Origin of the sequence: Erwinia amylovora (assembly GCF_017161565.1) — a bacterium.
Classification (GTDB): domain Bacteria; phylum Pseudomonadota; class Gammaproteobacteria; order Enterobacterales; family Enterobacteriaceae; genus Erwinia; species Erwinia amylovora.
This window is the reverse complement of sequence record NZ_CP066796.1, coordinates 1247541-1268534: the sequence shown is the minus strand read 5'-3', so window position 1 is coordinate 1268534 and position 20994 is coordinate 1247541. Positions and strand designations below refer to the sequence as shown.

The following is a 20994-nucleotide window of genomic DNA, read 5'->3' as shown; positions in this document are numbered from 1 at the left end:
AAGCTATGGCTGTAACGAAGCTGGTTCTGGTACGTCACGGCGAAAGCCAGTGGAACAACGAAAACCGTTTCACCGGTTGGTACGACGTTGATCTGTCAGAGAAAGGCCGCACCGAGGCAAAAGCCGCCGGTCAGCTGCTGAAGAAAGAAGGATTCACCTTCGATTTTGCTTACACTTCTGTGCTGAAACGTGCCATTCATACCTTGTGGAACATCCTGGATGAAGTTGACCAGGTGTGGCTGCCGGTCGAGAAATCATGGCGTCTTAACGAGCGTCACTACGGTGCGCTGCAAGGACTGGATAAGGCTGAAACCGCTAACAAATACGGTGACGAGCAGGTCAAGCAGTGGCGTCGTGGCTTCGCCGTTACCCCGCCTGAGCTTGATCGTGCCGACGAGCGCTTCCCGGGCCACGACCCGCGTTATGCTTCATTGACCACAGAACAGTTACCGACGACCGAAAGTCTGGCGCTGACTATTGACCGCGTGCTGCCATACTGGAATGAATCCATCCTGCCGCGTATGAAAAGCGGTGAGAAAGTGATCATTGCTGCGCACGGTAACTCCCTGCGCGCGCTGGTCAAATACCTGGACAATATGAGTGAAGAAGAGATCCTCGAATTAAACATCCCAACCGGCGTACCGCTGGTTTATGAGTTCGACGAAAACTTTAAGCCGATCAAACATTACTATCTTGGTGATGCTGATGAAATCGCCGCTAAGGCAGCTGCCGTAGCTAATCAGGGTAAAGCAAAGTAAGAGAATAAATCCGCACCCTGAAAGACCTGATGTGAGATGTTCAGGGTGCGGTTCAACAGCTGTACCAGTCATACGCGGACAAAAACCAACCCTGACGAAGTCAGATACTATTCATCTCTGTGGCTGCTAAGAAAAATATTTGGGAGAGTAACCAGCGTTATGGATGATTTCAAATCGTGAGGCGAACTGTTTTAAAATATTTTGCAAAGCATGCGGGTCATGAGAAAATTTTTCAAAACTGCTTTGTAATATTTCCGGGGGGTAACCAAAAGAAGTCACTGTTCCCTGGAAAGCTTTCACCGGCAAGCCGGTTATTTGATGCATGTCGTACCCTAAAGGTGGGGTCAGAAAACCGAAATCAGCGGAGTGGCAAGCAATAATTCTTATTGATGCGTAATTATCATATTGAATGCCTCCGGTCGAACGCAATAGCTGATCTAGCCCCTTATAATCTAACTTATTAACCGGTAGTAGCCTGCCTGAATCATCAAGTCGGGTTTCAATTAAAGACGCCCTTCTTCCGTGCGAATAGATATTCAGTCGGGGTTTATTTTTATATGTGTCAGTAAAAACACTGACGCCATGGCCTAAATACTTTAATCCCATAATTTCCTTTTTCTTTTTATCGAAAGAGAGATTACGCATAGTTTGTTGACTTTTATTGAAGTCGAAAAAACTTTTTAAACTCTTAGATAAAGGATATTTGTACCTTCCAAAAACATGAGAAAGAGATACCCCTAAACCTAATGATGAAGCAGTACCCCCAACGGCCAGTTCATACTCATTACCTTCTCCCTGCAAGGATGCTATTGCTGAAATCCCCGCTCCGATTTCAAATATTGAAAAAGCGGTCATCATGACAGAGGACATCGCCAGCGACCCTCCCAGAGTAGCCACTCCAGAAAGTAATGATAAAGAACCGGCGATATATATCGGGATTTTCCAATGTTCGTTGGTGAGATAACCGGATTTGTCATCATTATTTACTGGGTTATTATTACAGTAGATGTAAGGGTTTATATTACCACCGTAGAAAGGTGATAAATCATCAGGAGTGGTAAACCTCATACATTCAGGATCGTATAACCGTGACCCGAGCAGATATCCGTCTGCATGTGCGTCATAAAGATATCCATTAATACCAACGGGGGAGACGCTTTTTGCATAACTGCCATAAATATCCGTCGTTGGAACCTCACTGCCTTTATATTTACCGTTATTAAAGTTCATCACATAGAATGGAGTACCTGAATTGTCAGTTGTGATTTTTTTTATGATCGTGTCATTCTGACTCTGAGAACAAATCTGCTTCGCTTTCCCCTGAAGAAAATTGACTTTCTGGTATTGCATCTTATTTTGAAAATCGATAATGCTAATAATTTCATCGTTACAACCACGAAATGTGCTGATTTCCTCTGTTTTTTTTCCTTCCGCAATGGTCCTTTTAAACATGACTTTATTAGAGTTTCCAAACTTGTAATCTGTAACCTGTCTGCCACACGCTAAATTGTTTTCATAGCTGGTTTGATCTATCGAAGATAAATTTAGCGAGCTATCATAGCTGTAAAATGACTCTTTTGCCCTGGTCAAACGATCGTTCACAGTCTGCGACTGACTTTTTCTTGAAAGGTAACCCAAACTGTTAAATTCATAATTAGTATAATCCGATGTGCTGCTATGGAGCATGCGCCTTAATAAAAACGGGTTAATCTCATCATAGGAAAACTTTTTAATACCGTGGCTTTCATCGTCTAAAGTGAAATCGGCTTGAGATATGTTGCCTACTTCATCATAAGTATACACTACTGCTTTTATTCCCTTTCCACTATTATCGGTTGTCCGTACGTCTCCCTTGCATTGATAATTTTTTATTCTGTCCAGTTCATCGTATATAAAAGTTTCAATCCTGATGATTTCGATATGGTTTTTTAACTGCTTTATCACTTTTGATTGAATTAAATTATTAGCATAATAACTGGTTTCAACGACCAGAGTAAGGCTCTGAAGCGGATCTGGAACAAGTTCAGTACTGGAAAGAGACAAAGTAACACGCCGCTCAATCTCTCTGCCAAACTCGTCATAAACCAACTGAATAACAGATTTTCCGAGTTCATCACTTTCTGAGACATGACTGGCCCTGCTGAATTTATCGTACAAAATTTCAGTTTTGACTTTACCGCCATTAATTCCTGTAAGCCTTCCATAAGTATCATGCGTATAAACATATTCCGTGTTAGTTTCATCCGTAATTTTGCTAACACCGTCATTATTGACAAAGTTTTCCTGTTTATAAGCGATATCAATCGAATTGTTGTCATTTATAAATGTAGTATTAATGACCAGAGAACTGTTAAGAGCATCTTCAGTAAATTTTTCAATGTAAACATCATGTGCTGAAATATATTTAGTTTCGATCAATGAATCATCGATATTAGAGTAGAAAAATTCTTTGCGGAATTTTTTTTCTTTATCTGTAATCGATATTACTTTGTCTTTCAACCCATAATCGTTTTCATATAATATAGAGTTGCCATCTGCAAAAGTAATCTCATCAGGGAGTAGACGATTAAGAGTATAACGATACATTGTCGTCACGCCATATGCCTGACTCTCTTGCACTCTGTTCAGTTCATCAAACATCTGTGACCCTATTTCAAAGATTTTCCCATTGAAAGAGGTAAAAGTCAGCTTTTCGATAAGTTGTTCTTCTGAATACCTGTTGTATGACTTAGTAATAATTGACTTATCGGGAAGAGTAATGACATTAACTCTGTCCTGAAGGTCATAATCATAGTGAGTAACTCTTCCTAACTCATCTTTTTTATTTACCACTCGACCTGAAACATCCCGCTCCAATGTTAATTGTGTAAATTTTGCATCCAGAGAGTATCTTTTAAATATTATTGGCTGATTATTTAAATCAAACTCAGTCATTGTTTTATTCGAAATATCATTACCATGTGATAACCAGTGAGTCACAGTTCTATTTATGACATCTGTTATAACATTTTCTTCAACCCCGTCATCATGCCTGATCTTATTGATATTACCCCAAAAATCATACGAATAAATATTTATAAAACTTAGCTTTTCATTACCTTTGTATGAAAAACGATCTTCGTGAACTAGTTGAGACAGTTCATTATATTTGTACGAATTAATGATTTTTTCTTTATCGCTGTTATTCTTCATGATTGCAACAGTTTGCATTCTACCAAGACCGTCATAGCGCTCATAGAGCTTATTGCCATATAAATCTGTAGTCTCCACCTCATAATTAAAAGATCCTAACTGCTCCTTAAATTGGTATTTATATCTGTATTTAAAACTTTTCTTTTTATATGGGTCATCGATATTGGAGGTAAGAGTGACTAAGGTTATTCTCCCCAGTTTATCACGCTTATATTCTATCGACTTATTAAATCCATCATAACTACTTTGAAGCAGGCCTGTTGTTCCATTAAACTTCACGGTAGTGCAGCCAGAAAAATCGTTATTTTGATTAATGGCCTGCACAACTAATTGGTCAGAAAGGTAATCCCATTTGAAAGTCTTACATATTTTTCTGTCGAAACATAGAAGCGTATGAGACTTCAATTTACCGAAATGGGGTTTATCTTTCGATTCCATATGGTAAGTCAGCAAAGTGGTATTGACTAATTCGTAGTTTATGAACAATTTCTCTTCAGTTGATACTATCTTATAGCTGGTTATATCTTCAACAGATTTGGAATCGTTAACAGATTCTGTTAATAACTCATAAACATATTCCTTACAAATCTGACTTTTGACATTATCAGGATATACTATACTGGTAGATTTCATGATCCAGAAGCCATTGGGATTTTCGACTAGCTGGTCTCCATACAAGATTAAATTCGTATAGATAAATGAAAAAATTGAATTGTTATGATTCTTTTGTTTGACCAGGTTGCCAAATTCATCGTATTCCATACTGACGACTTCATCACGCTGTTTGACTTCAGCACCGCTGTTATCGATATATGTTGTCTTTATTACATTGATACATTGATACTTGAGAGATTGCAGCATTAGACTTTTCGTAACATCGCAATCATTATAAACATAGCTGATATGCTTAACAGTCGTACCAGATTCAATGCTTTCGCTAATTAATAAATGGAATTTATTATAAGTTCTGGTGATTTTTTTTATTGCCTGGCGTCTTATGTCCAAATACTCTTCAACAGATGAATATTGATTATTATCATCGGCCCAGTTATAAGTATAGTTTGTAGCAATCTGCTTTATTCCCGACATGAACTGTGGGATTATCTGGTAAAGCCATACGCTGTATAATAGATAATCTCCTGGAAGAATCAAATCGAAATTATTTTCGCTACGCTTATATTCAATCGTATCTTTCCTTCCACTCGGGTATCTGATTTCCTCTAACAGATGATCTTTAGCCGCCACATCAGAATATTTGAACTTCCAGCTATGTTTGCCATAAATATCTAAACCCGTATTTTTTATCTGTACTAACTGATTTTTGCTATTCAAAGTCAATACTATTCTATAATTATATTCAGTATCATCAAATACGCTTAACCTTATCTTACCCTTTTCCTTATGACTTAAAGATAGCAGATCAGTATTAATATTTATGCCTTTTTTTATTTCCCGAACTGTCGTTAACTGCGGCACTCCATTATCGTAATCCCAGAACATCTGTATTTTACCGCTAACTCCATAAAGGATCATGAAAGGGACATAACAAGATTGTTCATCACCGTTAATGTCTACGTTTTCAAGTTTTTCCACTACGCCATTCATATATGTAATGTAGTATATCTTTTGGGATACGGCGCCATCAGGGCTTCTGAGCAATGTTTTTTTGAAGGTAAAGTCGTGGTATTTACAATCGGCTATCTCTGGCTGCCCCTCTATGGGGTCGTTAGCTATTCTGTATACCTGGCCTGATGAAAGAGATAATAATTTTTTTCCTTCGTCATAGCGTGATTGATTATCCGTAAACCCATAGCCATATCCTTGATTCAAACACATGTTCTTGGAGTTATAGTTAAGTACAAAAGAAAACTTGGCGTCGGAGAAACATGAATTATAGTCAAAAAGCGTGGTGGAATTACAGAAAAAACCTGTCCTAGGATCGACTCCAGCCATACAAGCACTGATGAAATTATCCTGTTGAATATTTACATTGAAATCCGCAAGCGTTTGCGTTATTCCCTTCATGAACCCTCCGTAATAATATCATTAGGTTACTGTCGCGTTGTTGAATCATTTACCCCTTACTATAGTACAATTAAAAATACCCATGCTAATTTAGACATTAAAAGTAAAGCATTCATCCCATACTGCGTATATTGCCAATTAGGAGAAATACGTCGGGAGATAATTGGAATTATGAATAAGTTCGAATTCAGCGGAAAATTTTTTACGTATGTTATGCAGAGAATGTGGGTCAGTAGAATGCCTTTCGAAATAGCTTTGTAGAGTTTCTGGTGGAATGCCAAAAATCGTCACATCCCCATGGAAAGCTTTTACCGGCAAGCCTGTTATTTTATGCATATCAAACCCTATTGCCGATTTATATTGACTGGGGTCACCAGAATGGCAGGCAATGATTCTTATTGATGCATAATCGTCATATTTAATCCCTCCACTCGTACGCAGTAAGTTATCCAGACTTTGCGAACTCAGTCTGAATTTTTCGTAAAGCTTGCCTGAATCGTCCATTCGTGTTTCAATCAGTGCGGCCCTTTTCCCGTGTGAATAAATATTTAACCTGGCTTTTTTTTTGTAGGTATCGTTGAATATACTCACTCCTCTCCCCAGATAGTTCACCCCAGATATTTTTTTCCTGTTTTTATTCACGGGCAACGTTCTAAGATTAGTCAAACTTCTGTTAAAATCAAAAAAACTGCTCAAATTCTTGGATAAGGGTAATCTGGACAATTTTGCAACGTTAAAAAATGACAGGCCAATATCAAATAGCGTTGAAATGCCGTGTGCAGCTAACTCTGAATCATCATTGATATTTTTAAGAGATGCCAGACTAAACGCACCTCCAGTTATCTGAATTATTGACATAACGCTTATCAAAACCGATGACATTGCAATTGAGCAACCTAATGTCAATATACCCGTTCCTACAGACAGTACTGCACCAATATATATGATATTCTTCCAAGTCTCCCTGGTAAGGTAGCCCGTGTTATCACTATTATTTACAGGATTATTATTACAATAGATATAAGGATTAATATTCCCTCCATTAAAAGGTGACAAACTATCTGGCGTGGTAAACCTCATACTTTCTGGGTCGTATATTCTACCCCCCATTATATACCCACCGGACTCATCATCAAATAAGCAACCATTTAATGCAAGTTGCATACTATTTTTCCCTAATGATCCGTAGATCCCGATGGTGGAATATTCACTACTCACATATCTACCACCCCAGTATTTCGCCACAAATATCGGAGTATTTGAGTTATTAGTTACCATTTTATAGTTAGTCGTCAGCACGTCAGTTTTCTGCAATATCATTTTAGACGCGCCATATGCAGAGTTGATTAGCGTCATCTTTGACTGGTCTTCAAAATCTATAAAGTTAGTTATTTCCTCATTGTAACCCCGATGAGTTATTATTTGCTCATTCTTTACCTTATCCTTTACTGACTTTCTAAAGAACAGTTTTCCCGTGGTGCCAAAACGGTACTCAATATTCTGGCTTTCATCAGAAAGATGAGTACCGGTGGTTTTATTCGTGACAGATGACAAACAAAGTAGGTTATTATATCTATAGTCAACTTCCTGTTTCTTAGAAAAATCAGCATTTATCCTTTTCGTGTAAGTTTTATTGACAAGAAAGCCAAGTCTGTTGTATTCATTCTGAGTAATATCAAGGGTACTCTCATTTTGCATCCAACTCAGGATAAATGGATTTTTCTCATCATAGATAAATGATACGCGAGCTCTACTCTCGTCTGAGTAAACAGTATCAGTAATCACTATATTCCCCACGGTATCGTAGGAATATCCTATCGTTTTTATTGCTTTATTGTTTTTATCTACAGTTGGTATAATACCAATACATTCATAAAATATGATACGATTCATAATGTCGTAGTTGAAAGATTCTTTTCTAATATCTATTTTATTTTCGCCAGAGTATTGTTCAATCGATCGTGATTTTAGCAAATTATTCTTATGGTATTTAGAGCTAACTGTGAAAGAAATACTGGGCTGGCTAAGAGAAGGATCGTTATCGAAATAAATCTGTACCTTTCGACCAATTTCTCTACTTAATTCATCGTAGGATAATTGAACAACGGACTTTCCTTCCAGGTCATATTCATCAATGATGCTAATCCTGCTGAAAATGTCATACGCTATTTTTGTTTTCTCTTGTCCTGAAGCGATCTCCGTTATTCTGCCATAAAGGTCACGAGAATAGACAAATTCGGTGTTGGTTTCATCCGTGATTTTATAGATACCTTCATTATTATAATTATCTTCTTGCTTGTACATCATTTCGATGATTTTCCCATCATGAATAAACTTTGTGATGATTTCTACGATGTTATTTAAGTTGTCTTCTTCAATGTTTTCTATATAGGTATCTTTTGGAGTAAAGAATTTAGTTTCTTTTAGTAAACCGTCAACGTCTGAATATTTAAATTTTTTTATAAACTCCCCCTTATCATCAGTCACTGAGAGAATATTATCATTCAAAGCGTAGTTATTTTCATAAAAATTACTCGTCCCGTCAGCAAAGACGATCTCATCAGGTAGCGTCTGGTGTAGAGAATAAACATACTTCGTTTTTACCCCATAGGATTCCTTTTCAATTATTCGCTCTAATTCATCAAAAGTCTGAACACCTATATCATGAACCTTGCCATCAGCCGATGTGAATGTAATATTCTCAACCAGTTGCTGCTCTGAATATATACTATATTTTTTATCGATCACTGAATTGTCAGGAAAAACGATTTTATTGACCCTGTCATACAAATCATAACCATATTCAGTTATGCTTCCTAATTCATCTTGATGTTTGATTAGTCTGCCGCAAAAATCTCTTTCGAAGATTGTTTGCAAAAATTGCCCGTCAGACAAATATCTTTTATAACTCACGGGCTGATTGTTGATATCAAATGTGATTTTTGTTTCATTTATTTTTTTCTCGCCAACTGCCAACCAATGCGATTTAGTTCTGTTTATCAGATCTGTAACAACATTCTCTTCAACTCCATCATTGTGTCTTAACGTCTTGATATATCCCCAATCATCATAAGAGTAGATGCTGGCTAAACTAAAGCTTTTACTTCCTTTATGAGTAAAATGCTCTTCGAATTCAATTCTCGACAGATAGTCATATTTGTAAGCGTGAAGTATCTTTTCTTCATTACTGTGTTTTTTCTCATCGCTACATATTGTAGCCTGCCAAGACCATCATATCTTTCGTAGATACTGTTATGGTGCAAGTCCACCGTTTTTTTTTGGTAAAATAAGGTTCCTGAAATATTCTCAATACTGTATTCATAGTAATGTTTAAATTTCCTTGACCTTGCATGGTCATTGATATTTGATGTCATGATTGTGTTAAGGATCCTTCCTACTTTATCTCTCTTATACTCTAATTTCCTGCCCAAGCTGTCAGTGGCACTGTTTAAAAGGCCCGTTATTGCATTCCATACTAAAACCTCCTCAATTATTAATTCATTTATCATTGTTTTAGTATATAAAGTCAGATCGTCATAGTAAGAACCTCCAGACCATGTAAACTCTTTAACTTTTATTCTGTCAAAGCACTTAATTCTTGTAGATTTCAATTTTCCTAAGTTTTCTCTGTCATGGATGCTTTTGAAGTATTTTAAAGAAGTCGATTTTATTAAAATGTTATTAATATGCGTGCTCTCATTCACAAGCACCAATTTATAAGTTTTAGGTTCTTCGGGATTACCTATCATCACAGCAGGCTTAGAAATTAATTCATATTCATATTCTTTAACGATATTGTTACCTTGACTCTTGAGATACATTATTTCAAGAGACTCGAGTAATCTCATTCCATTAGGAATATCAACTAAAACTCCACCTTGATTTACTCTAAGCGCATAAGAAAAAAAGATTATCGAAATATTATTATTGATCTGCCTTGTCAGGTTACCTTTTTCATCATAGAACATTTCAACCTTATCTCGTCTCGTGTTGTTCTTAGCAATAGACAAATCGGTATACGTCGTGGCTGTTTCTGTGATGCATTGATAGTTAGCAGCCTGGTGTAACAATTCTTTTTTTTCATCACAATTTAGGTAGGAGTAAATGATTTCTGTGGTTGTCATACCGACTTCTGTCAACTCACTGATTAAAAGATGGAATTTGTTGTAGTTTCTGGTAATTCTCCTCATCACTCTGAAACTTATATCCATATATTCTTCAGCAGATAAATATCTTTCGTTCTCGTCGGTCTTTTTAAAATGATACTGCGTTACAATTTTCTTTATACCCGCGACGAACTGCGGGCTTATATAGTATCTTCTTACCACAAATAATTTTAAAATTTTCGAAGATGGTATATTCGAACGGCCTCTTGCTCTGATATATTCAATTTTATCATTTCTGCCGCAAGGATATCTTATTTCATTCAAAAGCCTCCCTTTTCCTATTTTATTTGTGTATTTGAATTCCCATTTGTAAATCCCGCCAGAGTCTAATCCGAAATTTTTTATTTCCGCCAGAAGATTTTTTTCATTGATATACAGAATTACCTTATATTCATATGGTTCATTTTCAAATAGCCTTATCGTTCTTTCATTTTTGTTTCCGGCCATGAATGATAAAAGATAGCCGCTGGTATAGGTACCGGATTTATGTTCTTTTACCGATTGTAAAAATGGAACTCCGTCAATATAATCCCATTGCAAATGTATTTCACTGGTCACACCATAATAAATAACGCTTGGCACATATATTTTTTGCCCTCCCCCGCTCAAATCTCTGTTTACCATCCTTTCAATGACACCATCGATATATTTTATATAGTAGCTAATTTTGGGTTCTTCTCCCGTAACGTCTTTTACTCTATTTTTAGTAAATGTGAAGTTTTCAAAATCGAAGCTGACTAAATCCGAGGGGTCATCGTCCATATCATTAGCAATAGTGTAAACCTGTCCGGAAGAAAGCATCAGCGTCTTCAATTCTGCATCATAACGTGACAGGTTATCGGTAAAACCATAGCCATAACCCTGATTGTAATAAATTGACTTAGAATTATAATTCAGCACAAAAGTAAACCTAGCATCAGAATTCACTGAGTTGTAATCAAATATAGTCGTCGCGTGATTGAAAAAACCCGTTCGGGGATCTACACCGGACATGCATGCGCTTAAAAAATTATCCTGTTGCGTGCTTAAGATTACATTATCAACGCCGTTATTGATTATTTCCACAATGGAACTCCAAAGATTTTTTGTATTTAATATCACGTTTTCACTTTAACCTGTTACTGCATGCTGCACATCACCGATGTCGATTTACTGGACGGACATTTCCTGTCACTGAGCATAATAATACGCATTATTTATATGCCATTGCCATTGCCATTGCCATTGCCATTGCCATTGCCATTGCCATTGCCATTGCCATTGCCATTGCCAGATGAGTATTAAACCTTATTCATCAACTAATGGTTGGCTATGAAATATAAAGCACCATTAGTTTCCTGAGGGTTTTTATATCGGATATTGGAGACAAACCCTTGCTTTGAGGCAGCAGGTTATGATGCATTTCTATTCAAGTAAGAAAACACGGTTCAGGAATTGATTCAGGAAAAAGTTATCAATTAGTAAAAAGATAAAATCTTAATTAAGGATCATTTCTATTTTCAACAGATGTGAAAAGGTGTGATAAACAAGTTCAGATGATGCACTGGATTATGGCGGTTTTGAGCCAGTGGAGCTTCAACAAAAGATCAACTTGATGAATAAATCGTGGAAATATATTTACGCGATGTGGAATAAGACTGTTTATGGATTTTTTAGATTTACTGGGGAGTTAATGCATACTGTGAGTTCAAATTAATAATCTGTGTGCAGCCTGTCAACGTCGTAAAAGACAGCCATGCCGTACGTTCTGCGGCGCCAGCCGCTGAACGTTAAACAGCACTCCTGCACCTTTGACGATAAAGGTGCTGAGTGCTGTAAAGCCAGTACAGGGCGCTATTTACGACGAGTTTTCACCGCCTGTGCAAGCTGACGCAGCACGGTTTCGGTGTCTTCCCAACCTATGCAGCCATCGGTTACGCTTTTACCGTATACCAGCGCTTCTCCGCCATCCGGGTTCTGATTGCCTTCCACAAGGTGGCTTTCAATCATTACACCGATAATGCTTTGTTCACCTCTGGCAATCTGTAACGCCACATCTTCAGCAACTATCAACTGTCTTTTATACTGCTTGCTGCTGTTCGCGTGGCTAAAGTCGATCATCATCTGAGCAGGAAGCCCTGCTTTTTCCAGCCCGCTTTTCACTTCACTGACATGATGTGCGCTGTAGTTTGGTTCTTTACCACCGCGCAGAATAATGTGGCAATCTGTGTTACCACTGGTTTCAACGATGGCAGAATGGCCGTACTTTGTCACCGACAGGAAACAGTGTGGTGCACTGGCCGCACCGATAGCATCAATGGCAACCTTGATGGTTCCATCGGTGCCGTTTTTAAAACCCACCGGGCAGGACAGTCCGGATGATAGCTCGCGGTGTACCTGGGACTCGGTGGTACGCGCTCCAATAGCGCCCCAGCTCATCAGGTCGGCGACGTACTGCGGAGTAATCATATCCAGGAATTCGCCGGCTGTCGGTAATCCGATGTTGTTGATCTCTACTAATAGTTGGCGAGCGATGCGCAGACCGTCATTGATACGAAAGCTGCCATCCATATACGGATCGTTAATTAATCCTTTCCAGCCCACCGTCGTTCGCGGTTTCTCGAAATAGACACGCATCACGATTTCCAGTGAATCTTTGAGCTCTTGTCGGAGAGCCTGTAGCCTGCTGGCGTACTCTTTTGCCGCAACGGTATCGTGGATGGAACAAGGGCCGATCACTACCAGCAGCCGATCATCTTCTTTTTGAAGGATCTGGTGGATGGCTCGTCGGGCGGAGGAGACTGTTGCAGCAGCCTTTTCTGTGGCAGGGTATTTTTCGAATAATGCCACTGGAGGCAGAAGCTCTTTTATCTCTTTGATTCTTAAGTCATCGTTCAGATAATTCATAATATTTCCAGGTTATTTCATTGCCTTACTGCACACCGGGCGCATCAGGCTCAATTTATCGCGCCTGTTCTGCCCTGTAAATCAGCTTTAGACATTAATATCGCATCCAAATTTGATTTCTCTTCGATGCTGTCTACACTTTCGAGTGCTAACAGCTGTATTAACCCTATTTACAATTTATGTGATTCGATCATGCAGAATGTTTCTTTCTGCATGTTCACATTGCGTTAGCTCACTAATCGCGTTTGTCAGGCAGTATTCAATACTTAACGGAGCATAATGATGAATAAATTTGCAATCGTATTGCTGACAGCAGCAATAACCCTGGGTAGTGGTTCAGTGATAGCAGCAAGCGGTAATGGTTCATCCAATGCGGCCGCAGACGCCGGTGCGATTGCTCCCGGCGCAAAAGATAACCTGGCTCCTAACCACGTCGATAACAGTAAAATCAATACCGAGGGTAGCAGCGCACTCAACCACAAGAAAAAGCACCACGGTATGAGCGCAAATGACGTGCACAAAAATACCCAGTGTAAAGAGGGTAACTGTACCAACATCAATTCTAAGGTTGGTAGCGGTGCAGATACCAAAACTAACGGTACCAGCCAGTAAGCTGATTGACACTGTTTACGGAGAGCCACGGCTCTCCTTTTTTTGTATTCATATTTGCGTTAATCGGATGTTTTGCCCAAATCCGCCGGGATTTAGCTGATTTTCTTTCCCGCCAAAGAGAGTCATGTGCCAGTGAAACTAACCGATTCAGACTCGCCATCACTTAAATTTATCAGCCCGCCGAGCCAGTCTTCAATTTATTGATATCATTGCTGCATAGTCAGTTCAATTAACGGGGAAATTATGGCTCACAATCACATGAAGAAGGATGGTAACCGCTCACGCTTGCTGGCGGCATTTAGTGTTACCGCAGTATTTATGCTGGCTGAAGTCGCTGGCGGCTTGCTGTCAGGTTCACTGGCGCTACTGGCAGATGCCGGGCATATGCTCACCGACGCCGCAGCTTTGCTGATAGCTCTTTTAGCAACGCATTTTGCACGCCGCAGGCCCAGTGGACATCATTCGTTCGGGTTACTGCGCCTGACCACGCTGGCAGCGTTTGTTAACGCTATTGCTCTGTTGGCGATCACCGTGCTGATTGTCTGGGAGGCTGTGCAACGTTTCTGGCATCCGCAGCCGATAGCGGGCGGTATGATGCTGGTCATTGCCATCGGTGGCCTGCTGGCAAATCTGCTCTCCTTTTGGCTACTGCACCACGGCAGTGGTGAGAAAAACCTTAATGTCCGCGCCGCCGCGCTGCACGTTCTGGGCGATCTGCTCGGTTCCGTTGGAGCGATTGTCGCCGCGCTGGTTATTTTGTTTACCGGCTGGACCCCGATCGACCCGATACTCTCTATCCTGGTTTCAGTGCTGGTATTGCGAAGCGGTTGGAGGCTGATTAAAGAAAGCGGGCATGAACTGCTGGAGGGAGCACCACAGCATATCGACATAACTAAGTTACAACGTTCGCTGGTTCGCGATATATCAGAAGTACGCAATGTGCATCATGTGCATTTGTGGCAGGTGGGAGAGAAACCACTAATTACTTTGCATGTTCAGGTGATCCCACCCCACGATCACGACGCCCTGCTGCAGCGTATTCATGATTACCTGCACGATCATTATCAGATTGAGCATGCTACGGTGCAAATGGAGTATCAGCGCTGTGAGTCTGACGATTGCGACAGCCGTTGGGTACAGTCAGGCAATGACGAACATCTGCACCATCATTAACGATGCCCCTTCATTCGCAGAGATGCGTCTTTCCGCCCGGTACACATCTTTCGTGCACCGGGAGAAAGCAACAGTGCCCACTACTTGCGCTGAGCGGCGCGTTTGATCCATAACCGGGAGCCGTTGAGTGCAATTAACGTCAGTAAAACATACTCCAGTGCCATGGCGTAGACCCCCTGACGCGCAAAGATAACCACGCTGATAACATTAATAACCACCCACAACAGCCAGTTTTCCACGTATTTCCGCGTCATCAGGATCATCGCGGCAATCGACAGTACCATCATACTTGAGTCCCAAAGCGGGAAAGCATCAGGCTGAAGCTGCGGCATTGTGACATCGAGACCTGTTGCCTGCATCAGCGTTACCGCTGACCGGGTCAGTAAAGCAAATACCGGGTCGATATAGTGAGTCAACAGGGCAATCGTTAGCGCTAAGCCAGCAGTCCAGCCAGAGAGCTGCCGCCTTGGCAACCAGCGGATGTTTAACGCCTGCTGGTGTTCGCTGGTCTGACGGCTCCAGGCATACCATCCGTAAAGATTGGCAATAAAGAAAAACAGCTGTAGCAGCAGGCTGGCATAAAGTTGGATTTGGAAAAAGATCGCTGCAAATAGCGTCACGTTAATCAGGCCAAATGCATAGTTTACAATCTTCTCAAGGCTGGCTAACCAGATGCACAGTAATCCTGCAAGGGTTCCTGTCGCTTCAATCCATGACAAATCGTATCCCCCCGCTCCGAGAGGGATATGAAACAGAATATTCGACGTGCTAAAAAAATCCATACTGTCTTCCTTATCCTGAAAAGAGGAGCCAGGCGTTACCCTTGACCTTAAGCTTGAGAACTGCCGCAAAGGTTAGCATACGATGCAGCGGGATCAATGCACCCTCACGCAGCGCATCGTCAACCAGAATTTCGCGCCCTCTCTCCCTGCTCCAGCCCGTCGGCAATTGCTTTCAGATCGTTCATTGCCATCCACGGACAGTGGGTGCAGCTGCGGCAGGTCGCCCCCTCGCCGGCGGTGGGAGCCTCCAGCAGCTTCTTGTCAGGGCAGGCCTGTTGCATTTTGTAGAAAATTCCGCGTTCGGTGGCCACAATACGGCTGCATTGGGATCAAAAACTGCGCTTAATTCTCATTGTTGTTTTTCGTACTTAACCCATTTTATAATTAACGCACAAATTTCACCAGAAATTTGTATTTTTGTTTTATATGATAAACAAAACAACCGATAAACCGGTCGCTGTCTTGCTCTTTTTTTCTGTAGATGAGGCAGTTAACGACACAGCGCCTGCTTTCCCCAGCGCAGTCCATTCTCCAGACGCAGTAAAAAGGCTTTACTCGCCAGCCCACCGGCAAACCCGGTCAGCTTACCGTTGCTGCCGATCACCCGATGACATGGCGCAACGATTGGCAAAGGATTTCGCCCGTTTGCCGCCCCCACAGCACGCACGGCGGAAGGATGGCCAATTTGCTGCGCAATTTGCCCGTAGCTGCGCGTTTCGCCATAAGGGATGGCGATCAGTGCAGCCCAGACCTGTTTTTGAAACGAGGTGCCGACGAACTCCAGCGGAAGATCGAATTTTTGCAGATGCCCGGTAAAGTATTGTTGCAGCTGCCGTTCCGCCTCCGTCAGGATCGCATGACGCGGTGCCTCATGCGACGGGGAAAAACATGCGCCCGGCAACCTGGCATCTGCCCACATAACGGCAACCAGGCTGCTTTGACTGGCGACCAGGGTGAGTTCGCCCAGCGGGGAGTGCATCTTTTTATAACAGAAAGCCACGTTGCTTCTCCTTGAATTGTGTTTCAGCACCGATTATGCCTGTTCTGGCGTTGGTCACTGGCCGTTTACGGACATCAGGATAAAATAGTTTGACGACCAACACGGCGGGCTGCACGTATAACCTATGATGAACTCTCCAAAACAGGGCATCAGCATGATCGACCCCATTTCCGCCTATCGTGCGCTTACCTCGCGTGATGCGCGCTTTGATGGCGTGTTTTACGTTGGCGTAATCTCTACCGGCATCTATTGTCGTCCGGTTTGCCCGGTGAAAGCGCCACGCGCGCAGAATTGTCTGTTTTTCGCCACTGCCGAAGCCGCGGAAAAAGCCTCTTTTCGACCCTGCCTGCGCTGCCGCCCGGAGTTGGCACCCGGCAATGCGCCGGTCGATCACGGTCAGCGTATTGCAGAACGGCTGGTGCAGCGTATCGATGAAGGACTGGTTGAGCAGGTTGACAGTCTGGAGCAGATCGCTGCCGAGTTTCAGCTCAGTCTGCGCCAGCTGCGGCGTATTGTTAAGAAGGAGCTGGGGGTATCGCCACAGGAGCTTCGGCAAACGCGGCGATTGCTGCTGGCGAAGCAACTACTGAGTGAAACGCAGCTGGCGATCACACATATTGCCTTTGCCTGCGGGTTTAACAGCCTGCGCCGCTTTAACGCCGTATTCAGCAGTCATTATCGCATGTCACCTTCACGTTTGCGCAAGGTAAGCGCACAGCGGGAAAACCTGTTGAAGGACATTGACACATCAAGGTTTTTACTGACCTACCGCCCGCCCTATGACTGGCAGGCGATGCTAACCTTTCTGCGGCAGCGCGCGTTGCCAGGCGTGGAATACGTTGAGGAGAACAGTTATGCCCGTACCGTGTGTCTTGGGGAGCGCCGCGGGTGGATACAGGTGACCCAGGTACTGTTAAAAAATGCGTTACAGGTGGAGTTTAGTCATTCATTGACCCCGGTATTATCGCTGCTGCTGCGAAGATTAAGAAACCTGTTTGATCTCAGCGCCCGTCCCGATCTGATTGCACAGCAGCTCAGCCTTGACCCGCAACTACGCCCCTGTTTGCTGGCACATCCCGGACTACGCGTTCCCGGTGCTTTTGACGGCTTTGAGATAGCGGTAAGCGCCATTCTCGGTCAGCAAATCACCGCCGGGGCCGCCGCCACACTCGGTTTCCGCTTCGCTAGGGCCTTCGGCGAGGCGATAACTACGCCGTTAGCTCAGCTTTCAATCCTTTCACCGCTGGCGGAAAGAGTGGCGCAATGCAGTATTGCAGAGCTGACCCGCCTGGGGATTGGCAGCTCACGTAGCCGGGCCATCCTGGCACTGGCAGCCAATTGTGCCCGAAATGAATTGCAGCTGGATGTGGCCAGCCAGCCAGAGCAAAGCATCGGTCAGCTACTGCAACTTCCCGGGGTCAGTGAAGGGACAGCGCAATATCTCGCCATGCGCGCGCTGCGTTGGCCTGATGCGTTCCCGGAGGGAGATCTGGTGGTGCGTACTAAGCTGGGCGGGCTAAGCGCAAAGCAGGCACAGGCGCGTTGTATGGCATGGCGCCCGTGGCGCAGTTACGCGGTAATGCATCTCTGGTTAGCGGAAGATTAGCTTAGAGATGATGTTTTGCCCGGTTTGCGCACAGCCAAAAGGCGCCTTTGGGGCGCCTTTCTACACTGGTGGGTCGTGCAGGATGACTTCGGCTGCGCCTCGCACTTTGGCCGTTGCCGCTGGCAACGTTGTCTCACTTACGTTCGACCCGACCTGCTGCAGGTTCGAACCCTGCCCGGTTTGCGCATAGCAGAAAGGCGCCTTCAGGCCGCCTTTCTACACTGGTGGGTCGTGCAGGATGACTTCAGCTGCGCCTTGCCCTTTGGGCCGTTGCCGCTGGCAGCGTTGTCTCACTTACGTTCGACCCGACCTGCTGCAGGTTCGAACCCTGCCCGGTTTGCGCACAGCAAAAAGGCGCCTTCAGGCCGCCTTTCTACACTGGTGGGTCGTGCAGGATGACTTCGGCTGCGCCTCGCCCTTTGGCCGTTGCCGCTGGCAACGTTGTCTCACTTACGCTCGACCCGACCTGCTGCAGGTTCGAACCCTGCCCGGTTTGCGCACAGCAAAAAGGCGCCTTCAGGCCGCCTTTCTGCACTGGTGGGTCGTGCAGGATGACTTCAGCTGCGCCTTGCCCTTTGGGCCGTTGCCGCTGGCAGCGTTGTCTCACTTACGCTCGACCCGACCTGCTGCAGGTTCGAACCCTGCCCGGTTTGCGCACAGCAAAAAGGCGCCTTTAGGGCGCCTTTCTACACTGGTGGGTCGTGCAGGATTCGAACCTGCGACCAATTGATTAAAAGTCAACTGCTCTACCAACTGAGCTAACGACCCGATATGGTGGGTGATGACGGGCTCGAACCGCCGACCCCCTCCGTGTAAAGGAGATGCTCTACCAACTGAGCTAATCACCCATATCGAAACTTGATGCAACTGCTTAACAGTACTACGACTACGCCTGCTGTGCCTGCACTGCGGGTCGTTGCTGGCGCAACGTTGTCTCGCTCTCGCTTGACCTGCCCTGCTGCAGTTCGGAGCCTGCACGGTTTACATCGTATACTGCCTGAAACTGGTGGGTCGTGCAGGATTCGAACCTGCGACCAATTGATTAAAAGTCAACTGCTCTACCAACTGAGCTAACGACCCGGAATTCGGTCAATCTGCAAGGATGGGTCATCTGAGATGACTGCGGTCAGGCCTCGCTATGAGGTCAGAAGCTGACGCAACGTTGTCTCGCTGTTGCCCGACTCAAGCTGCTGTGGCTTATCATCCTTTACGGTTCGCACCGCTTACTGCAGTAAAAGTGGTGGGTCGTGCAGGATTCGAACCTGCGACCAATTGATTAAAAGTCAACTGCTCTACCAACTGAGCTAACGACCCACTTTTGCGCCGCTGGAGCCTCTGAACATATTCCCCGGCAACGGCGGCATATATTACTGATTTGAATTCCCAGCGCAACCACTATTTCAGCACAGGCTGTTCAACTGCTTAGCTTTCATGCGGTCAGAACAGAATACAGGCAAAAACAGGCCATCTGGCCCCTTTATAGCGCCGCAGATCGCTTCTGTGCCGTTTTAGCCGCTTCACTGTCAGGATACAGTTTGATCACCTGTTGATAGACCGCTTTTGCTTTCGCCTTATCACCCTTTTCCTGCATGATCACCCCAACCTTAAACAGGGCATCAGCACTCTTCGGCGACTTAGGGTACATTTTGACTACCGTGGCGAAATAGTATGCCGCATCGTCTTTTTTGCCTTTGTTATAATTCAACTGGCCCAGCCAATAGTTAGCATTTGGCTGGTAGGTGGAATCTGGATACTTCTTAACAAAAGTCTGAAAAGCCGAAATGGCGCTGTCATACTGTTTCTTTTCCAGCACCAGCGCGACCGCAGCGTTATAGTCGGTATTGGCATCGCCGCTCTGAGTGGGAGCCGACGCCACCGCGGCACCATCCGTAACCGGTGCTGCGGCATCAGCATTACCCGACGCTGTCGCAGCGGCATTTGAACCTCCGCGACTTAAACTGTCAATCTGCTGGTAGATTCCTTTCTGGCGTTCCACCGCCTGGTTCAGCTGATAGCTGTTTTCCTGGATCTGACCGCGCAGTGAGTCAATATCGTTTTGCGAGTCGGAGAGCTGCTGCTGAAGTTGCTGGAGGAGTTGTGCCTGAGCATTCGAGATACGCTCAAGAGTGGTGACACGGTCTTCAACCGAGCCGGAGCCAACGCTACTGATTGTTGCCTGGGCATTAGCGGCCCAGGGGGCCGCTACGCCAACCAGTAACGACAGACTCAGGAGATGAGTTCTGAAGCTACTAATCATATGATTCTCTTAATATACCAGTACGGCACGACGGTTTTTAGCATACGCTGACTCGTCATGGCCCAGGACTGCTGGTTTTTCTTTGCCGTAAGAGACGATAGAGATCTGGTCGTCAGCAACGCCTTTACCCTGCAGGTACATTTTCACCGCTGATGCACGACGTTCGCCCAGGGCGATGTTGTATTCAGGGGTTCCACGCTCATCAGCATGACCTTCTACAGTCACTTTGTAAGACGGGTTGCTACGCAGGAAGTTAGCGTGCGCATCCAGCATCTGAGCAAAATCAGACTGGATGTCATACTTGTCCAGGCCAAAGTAAACGATGTTGTTTTTCTGCAGCTCCTGCATCTGCAGGCGAGCCTGCTCGTCAGAAGACATATTGCCGCTGTTCATGCCGCTGTTGGCAGAACCGTCCAGGCCCATTCCATTAGTCTGGTCATTATTGTTGTTTTTGTGAGAGCTACATGCCGCTACTGCGATAACTGGCAGTGCCAGCATTAAGCCTTTCAGCACTTTGTTCAGTTGCATTATTTAATT

The 20994-nt window shown here is 43.8% G+C and carries 11 protein-coding genes, 4 tRNA genes, 4 other RNA genes and 2 pseudogenes; 5 read left to right on the top strand and 16 right to left on the bottom strand.

The genetic code is table 11. The annotated features are described in order from the left end of the window. Window positions 1–5 precede the first annotated feature (5 nt). Window positions 6–758, top strand: a complete 753-nt coding sequence (gene gpmA, locus JGC47_RS05925) for a 2,3-diphosphoglycerate-dependent phosphoglycerate mutase (protein ID WP_004156697.1) — start codon at window positions 6–8, stop codon at window positions 756–758. A 126-nt stretch (window positions 759–884) separates the two neighbouring features. Here the strand turns inward: gpmA and JGC47_RS05920 are convergent, their stop codons facing one another. Together JGC47_RS05920 and JGC47_RS17865 are read right to left on the bottom strand one after the other, a co-directional pair. After that, the gene (locus tag JGC47_RS05920) at window positions 885–5975 is read right to left on the bottom strand and encodes an RHS repeat-associated core domain-containing protein (protein ID WP_004164118.1); all 5091 of its coding nucleotides are present in this window, start codon (window positions 5973–5975) and stop codon (window positions 885–887) included. A 138-nt stretch (window positions 5976–6113) separates the two neighbouring features. Beyond that, window positions 6114–11206: pseudogene (locus tag JGC47_RS17865) on the bottom strand (RHS repeat domain-containing protein). Window positions 11207–11226: 20 nt separating this feature from the next. Between JGC47_RS17865 and JGC47_RS05910 the strand changes: the two are divergent. After that, window positions 11227–11418, top strand: coding sequence for a hypothetical protein (locus JGC47_RS05910; RefSeq protein WP_004156692.1), 192 nt, complete (start codon window positions 11227–11229; stop codon window positions 11416–11418). Between the two features lie 556 nt (window positions 11419–11974). Here the strand turns inward: JGC47_RS05910 and aroG are convergent. Then, on the bottom strand, window positions 11975–13027 hold the full coding sequence (gene aroG, locus JGC47_RS05905) for a 3-deoxy-7-phosphoheptulonate synthase AroG (protein ID WP_004156691.1): 1053 nt from the start codon (window positions 13025–13027) through the stop codon (window positions 11975–11977). A 279-nt stretch (window positions 13028–13306) separates the two neighbouring features. On the opposite strand from aroG, the gene JGC47_RS05900 reads away from it, so the two are divergent. Both JGC47_RS05900 and zitB read left to right on the top strand, forming a co-directional pair. Continuing rightward, window positions 13307–13639: a protein YbgS gene (locus JGC47_RS05900; protein ID WP_004156690.1), complete on the top strand. Its 333-nt coding sequence runs from the start codon at window positions 13307–13309 to the stop codon at window positions 13637–13639. Window positions 13640–13882: 243 nt separating this feature from the next. After that, window positions 13883–14812 carry a CDF family zinc transporter ZitB gene (gene zitB, locus JGC47_RS05895; protein WP_004156689.1) on the top strand — a complete coding sequence of 310 codons (930 nt, stop codon included), beginning with the start codon at window positions 13883–13885 and terminating at the stop codon, window positions 14810–14812. A gap of 80 nt (window positions 14813–14892) precedes the next feature. Here the strand turns inward: zitB and pnuC are convergent, their stop codons facing one another. From pnuC to JGC47_RS05880, 3 genes and pseudogenes are all read right to left on the bottom strand, one after another. Then, window positions 14893–15594: a nicotinamide riboside transporter PnuC gene (gene pnuC / locus JGC47_RS05890; protein ID WP_004156688.1), complete on the bottom strand. Its 702-nt coding sequence runs from the start codon at window positions 15592–15594 to the stop codon at window positions 14893–14895. A 10-nt stretch (window positions 15595–15604) separates the two neighbouring features. Next, window positions 15605–15908, bottom strand: a pseudogene (gene nadA / locus JGC47_RS05885) (quinolinate synthase NadA); the annotation flags it as partial. Window positions 15909–16084: 176 nt separating this feature from the next. Next, complete coding sequence (locus JGC47_RS05880) at window positions 16085–16594, bottom strand: methylated-DNA--[protein]-cysteine S-methyltransferase (RefSeq protein ID WP_004156685.1); 510 nt, start codon at window positions 16592–16594, stop codon at window positions 16085–16087. Between the two features lie 154 nt (window positions 16595–16748). On the opposite strand from JGC47_RS05880, the gene JGC47_RS05875 reads away from it, so the two are divergent. Continuing rightward, window positions 16749–18200 (top strand): AlkA N-terminal domain-containing protein, encoded by a 1452-nt coding sequence (locus JGC47_RS05875; protein ID WP_004164115.1) that lies wholly within the window; start codon window positions 16749–16751, stop codon window positions 18198–18200. A gap of 66 nt (window positions 18201–18266) precedes the next feature. Here the strand turns inward: JGC47_RS05875 and JGC47_RS05870 are convergent. The 10 genes from JGC47_RS05870 to pal all read right to left on the bottom strand — a co-directional run bounded on the left by JGC47_RS05870 (window position 18267) and on the right by pal (window position 20985). Then, a non-coding RNA gene (locus JGC47_RS05870) (RtT sRNA) lies at window positions 18267–18391 on the bottom strand. Between the two features lie 31 nt (window positions 18392–18422). Beyond that, window positions 18423–18548, bottom strand: a non-coding RNA gene (locus JGC47_RS05865) — RtT sRNA. 31 nt (window positions 18549–18579) lie between these two features. Beyond that, window positions 18580–18704: non-coding RNA, RtT sRNA (locus JGC47_RS05860), on the bottom strand. Window positions 18705–18735: 31 nt separating this feature from the next. Beyond that, a non-coding RNA gene (locus tag JGC47_RS05855) (RtT sRNA) lies at window positions 18736–18861 on the bottom strand. 31 nt (window positions 18862–18892) lie between these two features. Next, window positions 18893–18968, bottom strand: a tRNA-Lys gene (locus JGC47_RS05850). A gap of 4 nt (window positions 18969–18972) precedes the next feature. After that, window positions 18973–19048: transfer RNA gene (locus JGC47_RS05845), tRNA-Val, on the bottom strand. Window positions 19049–19204: 156 nt separating this feature from the next. Next, window positions 19205–19280, bottom strand: a tRNA-Lys gene (locus JGC47_RS05840). Between the two features lie 158 nt (window positions 19281–19438). After that, window positions 19439–19514 (bottom strand) — tRNA-Lys (locus JGC47_RS05835). Between the two features lie 163 nt (window positions 19515–19677). After that, window positions 19678–20457, bottom strand: coding sequence for a cell division protein CpoB (gene cpoB / locus JGC47_RS05830; protein ID WP_004156683.1), 780 nt, complete (start codon window positions 20455–20457; stop codon window positions 19678–19680). Between the two features lie 9 nt (window positions 20458–20466). Next, a complete protein-coding gene (pal, locus tag JGC47_RS05825) occupies window positions 20467–20985 on the bottom strand; it encodes a peptidoglycan-associated lipoprotein Pal (protein ID WP_004156682.1) in 519 nt (172 codons plus the stop codon). Window positions 20986–20994: the final 9 nt, after the last annotated feature.